This window comes from Prevotella sp. MGM1, assembly GCF_002933775.1.
Classification (GTDB): domain Bacteria; phylum Bacteroidota; class Bacteroidia; order Bacteroidales; family Bacteroidaceae; genus Prevotella.
On sequence record NZ_BEWV01000095.1, the window covers coordinates 74,829 to 93,576 of the forward strand.

An 18,748-nucleotide genomic window follows, 5' to 3' on the forward strand; every position below is an offset into this window, starting at 1 on the left:
AATTCTCTATCCTAATTTGCTTTCGCGTAGTCTGATGCGTGTGAGCACTTGTTTTGTGTTATATGTGAAGTCACCGCCAAGTATCCAACTGTAATACCCCGGATCATAGCGCAGTACTGTGGCTACGGGTTCACCTTTATGTTTTCCGAAGTTGAATACCTCAACTTTCTTAGGATTGCCGTCTTTGTCGACGACGGGTTGCCCCTTGGCATCTTTCATATCAGCCCATACAATGCGTCCGGCAAAATCCACGTTGTTATTATGGTGTGAGAAATTTGCCAGAAAGTCCATGTCGTTTTGAAGATGCCGTTCCGGATCAGGTTCGGTTTCAGGATTGTACTTGTCGAGCTGTCCCATTAGCACACGGTATGTGGCCTCTGTGTCCTGGTCGGCACGGTGAGCTTCGAAATCATCTTCCATAGCTCTGCCGCAGTAGAATTTATAGGCAGCGGCGAGATTGCGACGTTCCATTTTATGAAATATGGTTTGTGCGTCTATAAGGCGGCATTTGCTGAAATCAAAATCTATGCCTGCCCGAAGGAACTCTTCGGCAAGCATAGGTATATCGAAATAGTTTGAGTTGAAACCGGCAAAATCGCACCCCTTGAACTCTTCGCTGATTTTTGCTGCAATGGTTTTGAATGCAGGTTTGTCTTTTACATTCTCGTTAGTTATGCCTGTAAGCGCAACTACCTCCTGTGGAATGCTTTTGCCCGGATTTACAATCTCATTGCCTCTCTGCTCCCGTCCGTCGGGATATACCTTAATGTACGACAGCTGTATGATGCGGTCTTTTACCAAATCAAGTCCCGTCGTTTCGAGGTCAAATACAATTAGAGGCTTTTTAAGATTTAACTTCATATATTGTCTTTATCTTTATTCGTTGATGAGCATAGGCATCATGAGCATAAGCACGTCTTGGTTTTCCGGTTGTTCGGACGGCAATACCAGTCCGGCTCTGCTTGGATCGGCCAGTTGGATAATTATTTCGGGACAGTCGAAATTATTCAATATCTCTATGAATGACGCCCCTTTGAAACCGATGCTCATAGGTTGGCCGTTATATTCACACGACATTTTTTCCGTGGCTGTCTTTGAGAAATCGAAGTCTTCTGCATCGAGCTGAAGCATTCCGTTTTCGATGTGAAACCTTATCAGGTTGCTTGAGCCGTTGGCAAACGGCTGTACGCGGCGGAGTGCGCTGAGCAACGATGCTCGGTCGACTGTGATTTGATTTGGGTTACTCTGCGGAATTACCGAGTTGTAGTTGGGATAGCGTCCTTCTATCAGTCGGCATGTGATTATTCCGTCGCCATAATTGATTTCTGCGTTGCGCTCGTCAAATCTTATTGTCACGTCTCCGCCATCTTTGCCGAGCAGGTTTTTAAGCAGTGTCGCCGGTTTCTTGGGCATTATGAACGATGCGGGAGTGTCGCTCTTTATCGTAAGCACGTTATTGCGCACGAGTTTGTGCCCGTCGCTGGCTACGATAGACAGACAGTCGCTTTTAAGGTCGAAGTATATTCCGTTCATAACCGGGCGAAGTTCGTCTTGCGCAGTGGCAAAGAGCGAACGGTTGATATTGTCGGCCAACAAACCGTTGGATATTGTTATCGTGTGTGCTCCATGTCCTATTTCCTGCGCTTTCGGAAACTCGTCTGCGCTTTCCACCGGTAATGAGAACATACCATTCTGATAACTTATTTTTGCTATATTTTCCTGTAGGTTGACATCAAAAGTGATAGGTTGCTCTGAAAATCCTTTTACTGCTTCAAGCAGATCGTGGTTGCCTACGGCAAATGTCCCGTTCCCGTCGCTGTCTATCAGTTCCATTGTTGTCTTCATCATGTTCTCACTGTCGGATGCGGTGAGGTGTAGAATGTTATTCTCTATCTCGAAAACGAAATCGGAGAGTATGGGCAACGAGTTTTTGCTGTTTATAACCCGTGACAGGGCACCGAGTTTACTGCTGAGCGCAGTGCTTGATAATGTAAATCTCATGTGTATATTTTATATTTTGTTTTTACTTCTCATATTGACTACAAAAATACAAAATAACTATGGCAGGAACAAAAATAATTACTTAAAAGTTACCCTAATTAAAACTATTTTTGTAATTTCGCAATCTCAAAAGCATGGATTTTATAATAAAAACATAATATTAGATAAATGGAAATAACAGGAAGAATCATTGCCGTATTGCCGGCAAACAGTGGAACATCGGCACGCACTGGCAATCCTTGGATGTCGCAGGAATATGTGTTGGAAACCCACGATCAGTTTCCCCGTAAGTGCTGTTTCCGCATTTTCGGAGAAGACCGTATAAAGCAGTTCAATATTCAGGCCGGTGAGGAAATTACCGTGTCTTTCGATATAGATGCACGTGAGTATAACGGGCGCTGGTTCAACAGTATCAACGCATGGGCGGTGAACCGTAATATGCAAGGGCAGGCAGCTCCTCAGGATCCTGCTGCCGGACAGGCATTCCTGGCTCAGCAGCCGGCACAGTCGGTGCCTACTGCAACACCTTTCCCACCGGCTCAGGATAATGGTAGTGAGGGAAGTGCGGACGACCTGCCATTCTAATAGATATGTAAAAGTAAATGATATTCATAATCTCACTATTTGCATTTCAGTAAAAAAGAGCTGGTGTTTTTGACATAACAACCTTGCTTATTTGATATAAAGAGTCTGCCGGAAAACGGTTGGCTCTTTTCTTTTTGCCGTATTGACATATCAATATATTGTTTTCTACATCAGATATTGTTGTATTTGACTGGTCTGTGCATTCCAAATAGGAAAAACGTAATGACGGGTATTGCAGTCCATTTGATATATCCATTTGAAGCTACACATAGAAGTATTTTTTTTGATAACCAATGCAAATATTTAAAACGAACTTTTCCGTGCAGAAATATCTGTTGAGTTGGAAAAGTTCGTTTTCTTATGTCAATATAATTCTGAATGAAAATGCTTTTTTATTTGCTTTTAGCGGTTGGCCGAATCTTTTTACCGGGCTTGTCAGGCATCGGTGAACAACAGCCCTATTTGATATGCTGAGGCAGATATTATCCATGCCAGTACTGTTGTATATGCGGCGGCAAAAAGTGCCCACCGCCATGAGCCACTTTCATTTTTGATAGCGGCAATGGTTGCTATGCAGGGGAAATATATCAGCACGAAGAGCAGATAGCAGAATGCGATGAGCGGGGTGATTCCGTTTGCTGTCATCTTGCGGTGAAGTTCGGTATATTTGGTGCGTGTGTCTTTGCCGATATCGTCAATCATATTGTCGTCTCCACTGTAAAGCACTCCGAGCGTGGAGGCAACGATTTCTTTTGCGCCTACGCCTGCAATCAGCCCGACATCAAGCCGCCAGTCAAATCCTTGGGCACGGAAGATGGGTTCGATGGCCTTTCCGATACATCCTATATAGCTTTGTTCCTGTTGCTGTTGTTTATCAAGGTTGTTGTCATGTGGAAAATATCCAAGTGCCCATACTATAATGCTTGCCACGAGAATAATGTCTCCCATCTTTTTTAGATATTGCTTACCTTTTTCCCATGTATGACGGATGATGGCTTTTATTGTGGGAAAACGGTATGGAGGGAGTTCCATTACAAATGGAGTGTCTTCTCCTTTTATAATCTTGCTACTTAGAATACGGCTTACGATAATGGAAAGCAGTATGCCGATGGCATATAGCGAAATCATGATGAGACTCTGGTATTCCACGGCAAAGAAAGTGCCGGTAATCATGATATATATCGGCAGGCGTGCAGAACAGCTCATCATGGGCAGCACGAGCATGGTGATGAGTCGTGAACGGCGGCTTTCAATGGTTCTTGTTGCCATTATGGCAGGTACGTTGCACCCGAAGCCCATTATCAGGGGGATGAACGATTTACCGTGGAGTCCCATTTTGTGCATCAGTTTATCCATGATGAATGCGGCCCGTGCCATGTATCCAGAATCTTCCATGAACGAAATGAAGGCATAGAGTATCAGTATCTGCGGTAAGAATACAATTACGGAGCCTACGCCTCCTATGACTCCTTCAATGAGCATATCCTTGAATGCTCCGTCTGCAAGTGCGCTGCCGAGCCAATCGCTCAGTGCCGATACTCCTGTCTCGATCCAGTTCATGGGGTATTGGCCGATAGAGAATGTAGCTTGAAACATTGTGTAGAGCATGAGGAAAAACAGTGGGAAACCTATATACTTGTTTGTCACGATACTGTCAATCAGGTGGGTCTTCTGGTATGTGTCCTGCTTTTTCCCTTTCTCGTACCCGGATTCTTGAAGCGCACCATGGATAAATCCGTATTTGGCATCCATTATGGCTGTCTCCGTATCTTCTTTCGTGTCTTTTTTTATCTGTGCTGCTTGCCTGTCGCGTATTTCGATTATTTTATTTCCGTTGTGAAGAGATTGTGCGAGTTGTTCCGCTTCAGAGTCCATTTCGAGTAGTTTGATTGACAGATAGCGGGTTGAGTATTTGTGACGTATTTGCTCATCTTCCTGCAATTCGGTTTTGATGGCTTCAATTCCGTCTTCTATCAGTCGTCCGTGATTGAGATGTATGTGCCTGTATACACTGTTGTTAGGGCGGTTCCCGTGTGCGAAATCTTCGCTGTGGTTGCCGGTGGTATCTTTGCCGTATGTTTTGTGCCAATGCTGTATGTCGGCAGCGACCTCAGGATTGATATTCCCCTCTTTGTCGAGGAAGTCAACTCCCTCATACATATTTATTATTATATGGAACAGCAGGTCTATACCTCGGCCGGTTTTAAACACGGTGGGAATCATCGGCACTCCGAAAAGCCGGCTCAGAGTTTGGTAATCGAGTTTGTCGCCGCGCTGTTCAAATTCATCAAACATGTTCAGTGCGCACACCATTCTAAGGTGCATGTCTACAAGTTGTGTTGTCAGATAGAGGTTACGTTCTATATTGCTTGAATCAATTACATTAATGATTATATCGGGAGTTTGTTCTATAATTTGTTTTCTGACATACAGTTCCTCCGGGCTGTATGCCGAGAGTGAATATGTGCCTGGCAGGTCAACTAGATTGAATTCATATCCTTCAAATTTTGCATGCCCTTCCTTGGCGTCAACCGTAACGCCCGAATAGTTCCCTACACGCTCGTGTGCTCCCGAGGCGAAATTGAACAAAGATGTTTTTCCGCAGTTGGGATTTCCCACAAGAGCCACGTTTATGGTGCGTCTCTTTCGCATTGCCGCATCGCGGAGTAGTTTTTCTGTGTGAAGTAGTTTGTCGTCACAACCGTTTATTATAATATTGTTCGGCTTATTTTCGGAATGTTTCTGAGGTCTGGTGCATAATGCGTCTTCTTCTGATATTATCTCTATCATGTCGGCCTCATCGCGTCTGAGCGAGACCTCATATCCCATAATCTTATATTTGACGGGGTCTTCCAACGGAGCGTTGAGCAATACTTCGACGATTTTTCCTTTTATGAAACCCATCTCGACGATGCGTTTGCGAAAACCGCCGTGTCCCAATACTTTTACGATAACTCCCTTTTCGCCTGTTTTCAGTTCGGAAAGTTTCATGTCTTTATTTGTTGTTTTATGCAAATTTACAATAAATAAATTGCAAACCGGTGGCAAACTGTTTTAAAAAGAGTGCAAATACCTAAAAATGATGATACAGGAAAGGGGTGTATGGAGTAGTGATGAAAAATAGGTATAAGTCTTATATATAAAAATAATCGACAGGCACACAATAATATAATGATATTTCCGTGCCTGTCGATTATTTTAGTTGGTTATTCTAATATGTATGCGGCTTGTTTTTATACAAGTCCGCGGCCATGGCAGTTCTTGAATTTCTTGCCACTTCCGCATGGGCATGGGTCATTGCGGCCAGGCAGTTTGTCTTTGACGATGGGAGCTTGAGGTTGCGGCGAGCGGGTGTCGTGAGCTGCCGCTGCGGCCTGATTAGGGTCTGTAAGTTGTTCGTCAGACAGGTTGTGCTTATTCTCCGTATATTGAGGATGTTGTGCCAGCTGCTCGGGAGCCGCCTCACGCACATCTTCCTGTTGCATCTCCGGAATACCGCTGCGCATGAGTATGGCTACAATGCGGTTGTTCATAGAGTTAACCATATTGTCGAAAAGTTTTACACTTTCGAGTTTGAAGATGAGAAGTGGATCTTTTTGTTCGTAAGATGCGTTCTGCACGCTGTGTTTCAGGTCATCAAGCTCGCGCAGGTTTTCTTTCCAGCAATCATCTATGATATGCAATAGTATTGATTTCTCAAACTGTTTAATCACGCTTTTGCATTCCGTTTCATACGCTTCTTTGAGATCGCATGGTATGTTGTACATTTTGCGTCCGTCCGTGATTGGTACCATTATGCGCTCATAGATAGCTCCCTGATTTTCATATACTTGCTTTATGATGGGCCAGGCCACAGTCTGTATACGTTCTGTCTTACGTTTGAATGCGTCCATTGCGGACTGGAATGAACTTTCTGCTAGAATGTCATGTTTTGTGTTTACGAACTCATCATTGGAGAAAGGTACTTCCATTGCGAATACATGCATGAATTCCTCTTTGCAGCCTTCATAGTCATTGTTGGCGATAATGTTGACCACACGATCCCATATTATGTTCGAGATATCCATTCCTATGCGTTCGCCCATGAGTGCGTGGCGGCGTTTCTCGTAGATGACGGTACGCTGTTTATTCATCACATCATCATATTCGAGGAGACGTTTACGTATACCGAAGTTATTCTCCTCAACTTTCTTCTGCGCTCTTTCAACCGTGCTTGAAATTATCGGGGCTTCGAGTACATCGCCTTCTTTGAAACCAAGTTTGTCCATTACATTGGCGATTCGTTCAGCAGCGAACAGACGCATCAGCTTGTCTTCAAGAGAAACGAAGAAAATGGATGAACCGGGGTCGCCTTGACGACCGGCACGTCCGCGGAGCTGGCGGTCTACACGTCGACTTTCATGACGTTCTGTTCCTATGATTGCGAGTCCGCCTGCGGCTTTCACATCAGCGGACAACTTGATGTCGGTACCGCGACCGGCCATGTTGGTGGCAATTGTGACTGCTCCAAGACCGTTTACGCTCTGTCCGGCAAGAGCCACGATGTCGGCTTCTTTCTGATGCAACTTGGCATTAAGAACCTGATGAGGAATTTTGCGCATGGTGAGCATCTTGGACAACAATTCTGATATCTCTACGGAAGTGGTACCCACAAGTGTCGGACGGCCGCTGTTGCGCATCTTCTCTATCTCTTCAATCACTGCATTGTATTTTTCTCTTGCAGTTTTGTAGACACGGTCATTCATGTCTATTCTCTGTACCGGACGGTTTGTTGGAATTTCGACAACATCGAGTTTGTATATATTCCAGAACTCACCAGACTCGGTTGATGCGGTACCGGTCATTCCGGCCAACTTGTGGTACATGCGGAAATAATTCTGCAAAGTGATTGTGGCGAATGTCTGTGTGGCCGCCTCAACTTTTACATGTTCCTTGGCTTCCACAGCCTGATGCAATCCATCGCTCCAGCGGCGACCATCCATGATACGTCCGGTCTGCTCGTCGACGATTTTCACTTCACCGTCGATGACAACATATTCGTCATCTTTATTGAACATTGTATACGCTTTGAGCAACTGTTGCAATGTATGCACACGTTCACTTTGGATTGTATAATGGTTTAACAGTTCGTCTTTTCTGTTGAGACGTTCTTCATCGTTCAGGTTTTTCTCTGCTTCAAGTTCAGATAATTGTGAAGCGATATCGGGTAAAACGAACAATTCTTTATCGTTGACTTTATTTGCCAACCAGTCTGTGCCCTTATCAGTGAGATCACAGGAATTCATTTTCTCATCCACAACGAAATACAATGGCTCGACAGCTTCCGGCATGCGACGGTTATTGTTCTCCATGTATATTTCTTCGGTTTTGAGCATTCCCGATTTTATTCCTTCTTCCGACAAATATTTTATCAATGGCTTGTTTTTCGGTAATGCCTTATGTGAACGATATAGGGATAGGAAGCCTTCATCGATGAGTTTTTGATTGTTTGATTGGCGTCCTTCCGTAATCTTTTGTTTGGCATCAGCCAAATACTGTGTAGCTAATTTACGCTGAACGTCGACAATACTTTCAACGAGCGGCTGATACTCTTCGAACATCTGATCATCTCCTTTGGGTACAGGTCCAGATATGATAAGTGGGGTACGGGCATCATCGATTAATACGGAGTCAACCTCGTCGACAATGGCATAATTGTGGGCACGCTGCACAAGATCAGCGGGCGATGTCGCCATATTGTCGCGAAGGTAGTCGAAACCGAATTCATTGTTTGTACCGAATGTTATGTCGGCCTGATATGCATTGCGGCGTTCCGGTGAGTTTGGGCGATGCTTGTCTATGCAGTCGACAGATAATCCGTGGAACTCATATAACGGTCCCATCCATTCGGAGTCACGCTTTGCCAGATAATCGTTTACAGTGACTACATGTACGCCATTACCGGTAAGGGCGTTGAGGAATACTGGTAATGTGGCCACAAGGGTCTTTCCTTCACCTGTCGCCATTTCGGCGATTTTACCCTGATGAAGAACAACTCCACCGAAGAGCTGTACATCATAATGGACCATTTCCCATTTAAGGTCGTTTCCTCCAGCAGTCCAATGATTATGGTATATGGCTTTGTCGCCGTCTATGGTGATGAAATCGTTTTTAGGGTTTGAGGCCAATTCACGGTCGAAATCATTGGCGGTAACAATTGTCTCCTCGTTGTTTGCAAATCTCTTGGCTGTCTCTTTTACGATAGCGAAAACCTCGGGCATTGCTTCATCAAGCTTCTGCTCATAGATTTCGAGTATCTCTTTTTCCAACTTGTCTATTTGATTGAATATCCCTTCACGTTCATCGATAGGTGTGTCTTCTATATGTGATTTAAGTTCGGCAATCTTTTGTTTTTGCTCTTCTGCCGAATTTTGGATATGTTGCTTTATCTGGATTGTCTTATTTCGCAACTCATCGTTACTGAGTTTTTCTATCTCGGGATAAACAGCCTTTACTTTTTCTACCAAAGGCTGGATTAATTTCATATCTCGGGATGACTTATCACCGAACAGTGATTTTAGGATTTTGTTAAAGTTCATTTTGTATGACGTTTTTTATTTATTTCTTAATTTAGGATGATTGTTAATTGAAAATAGGTTATTCTCAGAATAACGGCTCAGCGGAACATGCGTTCGGTGCTCTTATTCTTATGAATTTTGCAACAGTCGGAGCGATGCGGTCTACTGTTATAGGCAAGGCTATTCTTTCGGCTCTCGTTCCCGCACCGTATATTATGACCGGAAACTGTATGAAAGATGCCCTGGAGAGGGTATTCTCCATGTTATTTTCATTAACCAATCTCCAGCCAGGTGCAACTTCTATGAGAATATCACCGTTTCTCTCATGGTGAAAACCGTTTCGTATCTTGTCTATACGTTGGTTGTTGCAGGAAAGAAGTTGTAATGAAGTATATACGTTTCTTACCCCTGACATTTGGGAGAGAAACTCTTGAGCGCGCTCGGTCGCTTCTGTAAGGCTGATGTGTTTTTGCTCCAATAGCTTGTGGTCAAGAAACATTTGCGGACCGAAACATGTCTCTACATATTTCCCTTGTCCCCAAATAGCACCGAAATACATGTTTAGCAGGTTGGCTGTGCGTGCAATATTGAATGCGCCTGATGGTATTTTGAATTTTGAATAGTCCGCATTCTCTTCATCACAATATCCAGTACTTGTAATGACGAACAATACGTTGTCGTTGCCTATTTTATGTTCTATGTCGGTTATAAGTCGACCAATTGTCCTGTCCAACCGAACGTATGTGTCTTGCAACTCCATTTGACAATCGTTTATTGTCTTGTGGTCGAAATTTCCCGCGTAGTATGTTATATTGAGCAAGTCGGTAAAACCATCGGTTCCCATGGCATTGCTTGTCATACATTGCAAGGCAATGTTTGTGATGCTTTCGTTTACAAGACCGCTTGTTTTATACTCACGGTATCGTCTCGAACTGTTGAATTTATGCTTGAATGGTTTCTGCATTCCGCCATTCATGAAATAACAGAAATTGCCGGATAAATCTGTAACCGGAGTCCATTCCGTATGGCTGATTTGTGAAAGTGATTTTAAACTGTTGTAGCCCCATATCCATCCAGGCATGGACTCATAGTAGTATGTTGATGAGCACCAACTTCCGTTCTCGTCGTCAATCCATACGGCACCATCCCCAGCATGTCCGGCCGATATTACTGCAGCATCTCTGAATGGAGATATTGAATATACAACAGCCTTGCCGTTTGTAGCCACTTTCAACTCGTCTCCAATGGTGGATGAACTGATGTTTTGGGGAGATGATTTGTCTTTTGTTTGTAGTCCCGGATATTTGTCATCGTCAACGCAGTAGGCCGGCCGCAGGGTTTCTTTATTCAACCAGCGTGCACTTATTATACTATTGTAATAAGGTGTAGTACCGCTGAAAAGCGTGGCAATGGCCGATGCCCGGTCTATTGGAGAAAAGGGGTAGGAGGCATTTGTATATAAGATACCTTTCTCAAACAATTTCTTAAATCCGTCATTTCCATATAAAGGAGTGAATGCCTCCAAATAATCGGTTCTCAATTGGTCGATGGAAATATTGACGACCAACTTTGGAACTGATTTGACTGTGCTGATTTGTGCATGTCCTTGTGCGGCAAATGCAGCTAATATTATTAATGACAGATATCTGTATTTCATTTATTCATGCGCTTTTCGTCATAATTCTAGTATGCATCCAGCTTCTAATCAGCAAAGATAATGCCACAATTGTCATTCCCTCTGCATAATCTTGAAAAACAGATCCTATTAAGAATAAAACAATCGCAGCCTCATATATATGCCAATATGAGTTTTTTTTCTTTTTAATTACCGTGGGAATAAACAGTAGTGATATTGGATTTAAAATCAATATTTGCAGATTAGTGCTTGTAGTAGGGTGTTCAGAAAAAAGAAGTGCCAGGACAACTATGCCTGCCATGCCGGTAATGAGCATGGTAAATACATCAAATACAATGCTTGTTTTGCGTCGTCTGTATTCCTTAAAAGAGATAACAAATGTTATAATAAGGAATATATAGGCGCATAATATTGGGCGAAATATGGTTACAGACGCTTCGTTTGTATTTGATTTTAATATTATTTGATTTGATTTTACGAGTGGTTTTGTCTTTCCGTCATATACAATTTGCGCATTGTCAAAATCTCTCATCAGGTTTTCAGGAAGAAACTGGCTTTCAACAAGTGTCATGGTCTTATCCGCTTTAAAGCCAAGGCACAAATCGTTGCCGAAAGACGCCCATGGATAATTTTCCGTATAATCGTGTATTTCGTCTCTAAATGATTTTTTTTCGTTATTAATTTTCTTATAAACGATGTCTCCCGTGATGCTTTTTGCTATTATATCTCTTGCCTGTGTTGTGCAATTGTTATAAAAAAAGTTGTATCGATATACTTTGTTCTCAGGACGATAATTCTCTTCCAAGGCATTGATGATTTTCATTTTTTCTTCATGTGTGATGTTCAGTACCTGTTCGTTCACTTGGCATCCGAAACGTTCATATTCTTTCTGGAAAATATGAAAAGGAACAACACCCAGTTCATAGTCCGTCTTTCCAAAGACAAATCGCAGTACAAAAAAAGGTTTTCGGAAATTAAAAACCCCATAATTGAAAACCCAGTCTCCTCCTGTTGTCAGGTCTTTGTATCTTATCGCTGTATGTCCGTAGAGACTGTATATGGCATCATGCGGTGAGCATGTTAGCAGACTTATTTCGATTGAGTCGTTGGTTCTTGTGGTACTGGTCTGTGAATAAACAGGCGTAAAACCACTCACAGCCATCAGAAAGATGGCTGAAATGATAATTCTAAAAACACTTTTTAATTGTTTCACGATGCAAAAATACTCTCTTTTTTCTACTTTCGGTGCTATTATTTCGTTTTTTTTCAATAATTTTGCACGCTGTAAGCGAAAACTGCATAAATGAATTTAACGATAGACATCGGTAATACATGTGTAAAACTCGTTGCTTTCAATGACACTACTCCTGTTGAAGAGATGAGGATGGATTGTGATGAGTTGTTTAAATTGAATGATTTCTGTGAGAAATATCATTTTGAGCATGGCATATATTCTTCTGTAATCAATCTGTCGGATGAGTTTAAAAGTGCGATAGGGAATTTGTCTTTTCCTGTTATGCGGTTGATTTCTGGTGTTACTCCAATACCTGTTATTAATAAATATTCAACTCCTGCCACATTGGGAACAGACCGATTGGCGGCGGCTGTAGGTGCTTTCTGCTCGGTGGAAAGACGTGATATATTGATAATAGATGTCGGCACATGCATTACTTATGACTTTATTAATTCCGATGGGGAATATCTTGGAGGAAATATCTCGCCAGGACCGACAGTCAGACTAAAGTCACTCCATACTTTTACTGACGCTCTCCCTCTTGTGGAACGAAAAGGGATGATGTCTGATATAGGTGAGACAACGGAAATGGCTATAAGGAATGGAGTCATGCACGGTGTGGAATATGAGATAGAGGGGTACATAAATGATTTCTCATCCAAATATCCTAACCTTTTGGTTTATTTAACAGGTGGAGTACAGCTAAATTTGCGCATTTCAGAAAAAAAGTGCATCTTTGTAGACAAATTGATAGTTCCAAAAGGACTTAATTATATACTTCTTTATAATATCAACGAATTAATCCATAATGAAAAGAATAATATTAAATAGTGTTATATTGGGATTTATGACCATACAAGCAACAGCGCAAAGCGGCACCAACTCCCCATATAGCCAATACGGATTAGGTGTTTTGTCGGATCAGTCACAAGGTTTTAACCGTGGTATGAACGGTTTGGCGTTGGGAATGAGGAATGGCGATCAGGTGAATTTCCTTAATCCGGCATCTTATTCGGCGGTAGATTCTCTCACGATGGTTTTTGACGTGGGACTTTCCGGTCAGTTGACTAATTTTAAGGAAGGCGGAAAGAGATTGAATGCGAGAAACGCTGATTTTGAATATGCAGTGGCAGCATTCAGGGTTTTGCCCAATGTCGGTTTCAGTGCAGGTGTTGTTCCGTTTACAAATATCGGCTACAACTATTCCGCTATGTCGAAAGTCGGCTTGTCTGACATGATTTCCACTGAGACATACAGTGGTTCAGGAGGCATTCATCAGGCTTATGTCGGTGCAGGCTGGAACTTTTTTGACGGTTTTTCAATAGGTGCCAATTTCTCCTATTTATGGGGGGCTTATGAAAAGAATGTATCAATAACGAATAGTGACAGCTATGTCAATACTGTAACAAAGACGTATAGCACTGATGTGAGTAGCTATAAAATAGACTTGGGATTACAGTGGCAAAAAGAGATTCTTAAAGAAAATATACTGACATTAGGTCTTACTTATGGTCTTGGTCATAATTTAGGTGCAGACGCTAAGTCTTTGATTACGAACCAGAACAGTCAGACCAATGTTTCTACTGACGCTGAGTATGTTGTCGCTGATGGTTTAAGCATTCCTGATATGTTCGGTGCAGGTCTTTCATGGGATTATAAAGGTAAATTGATTTTGGGTTTTGATTATTCGCTGCAAAAGTGGGGGAGTCTTGATATACCTGAGACAAGTGCAGAGACGGGGCTGTATCAGTTGAAAGGCGGTTTGCTTAAAGACCGTACCAAGCTTACTTTTGGAGGTGAATGGACACCTGGAGGTAAGTTTACTCCTAATAGTCGGAAAATGAAATTCCTAAGCCGTGTGAATTATCGGTTTGGAGTTTCTTATGCGACACCTTATGTGACGGTAAACGGTAAAGAGGGACCAAAGGAATACAGTGTCAGTGCGGGTTTTGGAATACCAGTAGTAAATTCAGACAGGCGTTCTGTTCTTAATATCAGTGGGCAGTGGGTTCATTCGTCTGCTAAAGAATTGATAACGGAAAATACATTTCGTATAAATGTCGGTCTTACTTTCAATGAGCCTTGGTTCATGAAGATGAAAGTGAGGTAATGCGGATTGTTATACTACTATTGGATGTTTTTATGTCTGATAATGATATAATGGACGCAGTGAGGATGAGAATGTTTCTCATCCTTGGCGCTCTTTTGTTTTTCTTGTCATGTGAGGAGGGTAAGGAACATGTGGCACCGGCTATTCATGAACGTGATTCCGTATCTGTGATGACAAGTTTTGGTGTCAATACGTTGATTTCGGATTCAGGAATTATTAAATATCGCATTGTAACAGAACGATGGGATGTCAATCAAATCAAGCAGCCAACGCGTTGGACTTTCATAAAAGGTATTTTCTTTGAGCAGTTTGATGAGAAATTTCATGTACAGGCTTATATTCAGGCAGATACGGCATGGTATTATGATCAGAAAAAGTTATGGGAACTTCGCGGCAGAGTACGCATCCGCAATGTCAATGGAATGATCTTCAATAGTGAGGAATTGTTTTGGGACGGACTTACTCATGAACTTTACTCTTATAAGTTTTCACGACTTGTGACTCCAGAGAGAACTTTGCAGGGTACATATTTCCGTAGTGATGAGAAAATGACGCATTACACAGTGTCTAATTCGAAAGGTTCTTTTGTGAAATCAGATATGGAAAGCGAGCCTATTGAAAGTGATGCGCAGGAAAAATCAGACACAGCAACGGTAGAACAGTTTGTACGTCCGGCAGCTACGCCACGGGCGGCAACCAATAAAAATATGCAATGACTCAGCAGATCATAGGATTATTGATAACGATGGTATTCTCGGCTTTCTTTTCGGGAATGGAGATAGCTTTTGTTTCAAGCAATAGGTTATTGGCAGAAATGGAGCGTGGTAAAAACGGATTGGCTCAAAAAGCGATAGGATATTTCTATCGGCATCAGAATAATTTTGTGAGTACAATGCTTGTCGGCAATAATATAGCCCTTGTCATCTATGGTATATTGTTTGCGCAGATATTCGATGCTACTTTGTTTTCTGCGCTTAGTGATGGTGAGCGTGTCACCGCAGACACAATTCTTTCAACTGTTGTGGTTTTGTTCACAGGTGAGTTTATGCCAAAGACCATATTCAAAAGCAACCCTAATACTTTGCTCACAATCTTTGCCATACCAGCATACATCTGTTATGTGATATTGTATCCTATATCCCGTTTCTCAACTTTTATTTCCCGTCTGTTGCTTCGTGTGGCAGGGGTGAAAATGCGAAAGGAGAAGGAGGGCGCAGAGTTTACTAAGATAGATCTTGATTATCTTGTTCAGAGCAGTATTGATAATGCCAAAAACGATGAGGAGATAGAAGAAGAGGTTCGTATATTTCATAATGCTCTTGATTTTTCGGATAAGAAAGTTCGCGACTGCATGGTACCTCGGACGGAGATAGAGGCTGTGGATATAGATGAATGTGGTGTCGATGATTTAAAGAATCGTTTTATCGAGAGTGGTTTCTCGAAAATTATTGTTTATAAAGATGACATAGACCATATCATAGGCTATATCCATTCGTCGGAGATGTTCCGTAATCCGCAGACATGGAAAAACCATATTCGCACTATTCCATATGTTCCGGAGATTATGGCAGCAAGAAAACTTATGCACATGCTTCTTCAACAGAAAAAGAGCCTTGGAGTTGTAGTGGATGAGTTCGGCGGTACCAGTGGAATAGTGTCACTCGAAGATATTGTGGAAGAAATATTTGGTGATATAGAAGACGAGCATGATAGTACAAACTATATTGCGACGAGGATGGATAATGATGAATACATGCTCTCTGCACGTCTTGAAATAGAAAAGGTGAATGAGATGTTCGGTCTTGATTTGCCAGCCAGTGACGATTATATGACTCTTGGTGGCTTGATATTGCACGAGTATCAAAGTTTCCCGAAACTTAATGAAATAGTGAAAGTCGGGAACTATGAATTTAAGATAGTTAAGAATACGATGACAAAAATAGAGGTGGTGAAGCTAAAAGTCCTTCAATAGACTATTTTTTTTACGTTTTATACCGCTGTTTAGTATAAATTTAGTAATTTTGTCCACTAAAGTAAATTAACAATATCTGCTTTTGCAGAGTAGAATGAAAATAAAATAATAAAACAATAAAAAAGTAATGGCAGCATTAGGAACAATCAGAAAAAGAGGCGCAATCCTTGCCGGTATTGTAGGTTTGGGTCTTTTTGCGTTCATCGCCGAGGAGGCGGTACGCTCTTGTGAGGCGACACAAAACGAGAAACGCCAGCAAGTGGGTGAGGTTTTGGGAGAAAAGATCTCGGTGCAAGACTTTCAGGCTCTTGTGGACGAATATCAGGAAGTGATCAAAATGACACAGGGGCGTGACAATTTAACGGAGGAAGAACTTAACAGCATCAAGGATCAGGTATGGGAGACATATGTGAACAACAAGTTGTTGGCAAGTGAGGCCGGTAAGTTGGGACTTACGGTTACAGATACCGAGTTGCAGAATATTCTCAAGGAGGGTAAGAATCCTCTTCTTATGCAGTCTCCTTTTGTTAATCAGCAGACAGGACGTTTTGATGCTTCCATGCTGACAAAGTTCTTGGCAGACTATAAGGGTATGGCAAACGGGCAGAACCCACAGATGGCAGACCAGTATCAGAAGATCTATAACTATTGGAGATTTATAGAGAAAACTCTACGTCAGCAGACTCTCGCCATGAAATATCAGCGTCTACTATTTACCGGTTGTCTGATTTCTAATCCGATATCAGCCAAGATGGCTTTCGAAGCACAGAACGAGGAAAGCAACATACAGTTGGCCTCTATGGCATATTCTACAATCAACGATAATAAAGTAGAGGTAAGTGAGAGCGATATCAAGAGGAAATACGATGAAAAGAAAGACATGTTCAAGCAATATGTCGAGACTCGCGACATCAAATATGTTGATGTGCAGGTATTGCCATCGGCGGCAGACCGCAAGGCTTTGATGAAGAGTATGAAAGATGCCTCTACTGAACTTCAGGGCGGTGCAGAGCCGGCAAATGTCGTTCGTAAGGCACAGTCGCAGATAGCATATACAGGGATGCCCGTTACGTCAAAAGCGTTTCCGAGCGATATTTCCGCCAAACTCGACTCAATGGTTGTAGGACAGACCACGCAGCCGTTTGAGACAACACGCGATAACACACTCAACGTAATTAAGCTCATCGCTAAGACACAGATGCCTGACTCGGTTGAGTATCGTCAGATTCAGGTTGGTGGAGCCACGGTTGAGGCAGCTCGCAAGACAGCAGACAGCGTATACAATGCTCTTCAAGGCGGTGCAGACTTTGAAGTTTTGGCAAAGAAATATAATCAGGACGGTGCTAAGCAATGGCTTACATCTGCAATGTATGAGAACAGCCAGATGATAGATCCAGATTCAAAGGCATATCTTGAGACAATCAATTCACTCGGGGTAAATGAGACAAAGAATCTCGAAATGCCTCAGGGTAATATCATTGTTCAGGTGACGGCTCGAAAGGCGATGGTTGATAAGTATACTGCAGCTGTAATTAAGCGAACTATAGATTTCTCAAAGGAGACATATTCTGCTGCTTATAATAAGTTCAGCCAGTATGTGAGTGAAAGCCGCACACTTGAGGCTCTTGAAAAGAATGCTAAGAAGAACGGTTATCAAGTTCTTGAACGCAGGGATATGGTAAATTCTGAGCACAATGTGGTTGGAGTGCGTAGCACACGTGATGCCATGAAATGGATATTTGATGCAAAAGAAAATGAAATATCTCCTCTTTATGAGTGTGGAAACAACGATCACATGCTTGTTATTGTGATGACAAAGATACATCCTGTCGGTTATCGTGATGTGGAAGATGTGAAGGATATGCTGAAAGCAGAGGTTATTCGCGACAAGAAGTTTGACATGCTTAAAGAGAAATTGGCCGGTGTAAATAATATCGCTGCCGCAAAGACAAAAGGTGCACAGGTTAACGATGTGAATCAGATTACTTTTGGAGCACCGGTGTTTGTACAGGCAACAGGTACAAGTGAACCTGCACTCAGTGGAGCTGTTGCAGCTGTAAAACAGGGACAGTTTAGTCCACGTGTAATCAAGGGTAATGGCGGCGCCTACCTGTTCAACGTGGTTAAGAAATCACAGCGTGCGGGTGCTAAGTTCGATGCGAAGACAATGGAAGCCCAACTCTCGCAGCAGGCGGCTCAGGCAGCATATCGCTTTATGAATGAGCTTTATATCACGGCTGATGTAGTGGATAACCGCTATCTGTTCTTCTGATAATCTGAAGGAATAGGTCTATTACATGATATGAGCGTCACGGACAGGGTACTACAATCCCTTTCGTGACGCTTTTTTCTTTTTTTTGGGGGGTATAAGTGTATCGTAATAATATTTTGTTTATAGATTTTTTGTGGTATATTTGCGTGCTGTTAAATGTATTTGAAATATGATTATGCGGATAAATATTTACAAAGTTAACTCGTTGGCGGAATTAATATTGCTGTTTTTGTGAGATTTAATATCATTTTGTCATTAGTTTTTCAGATTTGGAATTATACAGCTGTTATATAGCAACATATTGATAGAACAATCTGAAAAGAAGCGGCACAAGCCGAAATTCCGGTGCATTTGTTAAAACAATGAGAATAGAGTGTTAAA

At 42.2% G+C, this 18,748-nt stretch carries 12 protein-coding genes; 6 read left to right on the plus strand and 6 right to left on the minus strand.

Features of this window, described 5'->3' with window-relative positions; translation table 11 throughout:
- Positions 1 to 6: 6 nt before the first annotated feature.
- Positions 7 to 861 carry a 3'-5' exonuclease gene (locus MoGM_RS03155; RefSeq protein WP_104368727.1) on the minus strand — a complete coding sequence of 285 codons (855 nt, stop codon included), beginning with the start codon at positions 859 to 861 and terminating at the stop codon, positions 7 to 9.
- Positions 862 to 876: 15 nt separating this feature from the next.
- Positions 877 to 2,001 (minus strand): DNA polymerase III subunit beta, encoded by a 1,125-nt coding sequence (gene dnaN, locus MoGM_RS03160; protein WP_104368728.1) that lies wholly within the window; start codon positions 1,999 to 2,001, stop codon positions 877 to 879.
- A gap of 168 nt (positions 2,002 to 2,169) precedes the next feature.
- Here dnaN and MoGM_RS03170 point away from each other — a divergent pair, with 168 nt between their 5' ends.
- Positions 2,170 to 2,586, plus strand: a complete 417-nt coding sequence (locus tag MoGM_RS03170; protein WP_104368730.1) for a DUF3127 domain-containing protein — start codon at positions 2,170 to 2,172, stop codon at positions 2,584 to 2,586.
- 435 nt (positions 2,587 to 3,021) lie between these two features.
- Here MoGM_RS03170 and feoB read toward each other — a convergent pair whose 3' ends face one another.
- The 4 genes from feoB to MoGM_RS03195 form a co-directional block, all read right to left on the minus strand.
- Positions 3,022 to 5,577: a ferrous iron transport protein B gene (gene feoB, locus MoGM_RS03180; RefSeq protein WP_104368732.1), complete on the minus strand. Its 2,556-nt coding sequence runs from the start codon at positions 5,575 to 5,577 to the stop codon at positions 3,022 to 3,024.
- Positions 5,578 to 5,819: 242 nt separating this feature from the next.
- Positions 5,820 to 9,164, minus strand: a complete 3,345-nt coding sequence (gene secA, locus MoGM_RS03185; RefSeq protein WP_104368733.1) for a preprotein translocase subunit SecA — start codon at positions 9,162 to 9,164, stop codon at positions 5,820 to 5,822.
- A gap of 64 nt (positions 9,165 to 9,228) precedes the next feature.
- Positions 9,229 to 10,800: an alkaline phosphatase family protein gene (locus tag MoGM_RS03190; protein ID WP_104368734.1), complete on the minus strand. Its 1,572-nt coding sequence runs from the start codon at positions 10,798 to 10,800 to the stop codon at positions 9,229 to 9,231.
- Between the two features lie 4 nt (positions 10,801 to 10,804).
- The gene (locus MoGM_RS03195; RefSeq protein WP_104368735.1) at positions 10,805 to 12,049 is read right to left on the minus strand and encodes a DUF4105 domain-containing protein; all 1,245 of its coding nucleotides are present in this window, start codon (positions 12,047 to 12,049) and stop codon (positions 10,805 to 10,807) included.
- A 33-nt stretch (positions 12,050 to 12,082) separates the two neighbouring features.
- On the opposite strand from MoGM_RS03195, the gene MoGM_RS03200 reads away from it, so the two are divergent.
- The 5 genes from MoGM_RS03200 to MoGM_RS03220 all read left to right on the plus strand — a co-directional run bounded on the left by MoGM_RS03200 (position 12,083) and on the right by MoGM_RS03220 (position 18,367).
- Complete coding sequence (locus tag MoGM_RS03200; protein ID WP_104368736.1) at positions 12,083 to 12,844, plus strand: type III pantothenate kinase; 762 nt, start codon at positions 12,083 to 12,085, stop codon at positions 12,842 to 12,844.
- Entirely contained in the window at positions 12,822 to 14,123 is a 1,302-nt protein-coding gene (locus MoGM_RS03205) for a hypothetical protein (RefSeq protein ID WP_104368737.1), read from the plus strand. Before MoGM_RS03200 ends, MoGM_RS03205 begins: the two co-directional genes overlap by 23 nt.
- Positions 14,124 to 14,188: 65 nt before the next feature.
- Positions 14,189 to 14,839, plus strand: a complete 651-nt coding sequence (gene lptC, locus MoGM_RS03210; protein WP_104368745.1) for an LPS export ABC transporter periplasmic protein LptC — start codon at positions 14,189 to 14,191, stop codon at positions 14,837 to 14,839.
- Positions 14,836 to 16,095, plus strand: a complete 1,260-nt coding sequence (locus MoGM_RS03215) for a hemolysin family protein (RefSeq protein ID WP_233210148.1) — start codon at positions 14,836 to 14,838, stop codon at positions 16,093 to 16,095. Before lptC ends, MoGM_RS03215 begins: the two co-directional genes overlap by 4 nt.
- A 127-nt stretch (positions 16,096 to 16,222) precedes the next feature.
- Complete coding sequence (locus tag MoGM_RS03220; protein ID WP_104368738.1) at positions 16,223 to 18,367, plus strand: peptidylprolyl isomerase; 2,145 nt, start codon at positions 16,223 to 16,225, stop codon at positions 18,365 to 18,367.
- Positions 18,368 to 18,748 lie beyond the last annotated feature (381 nt).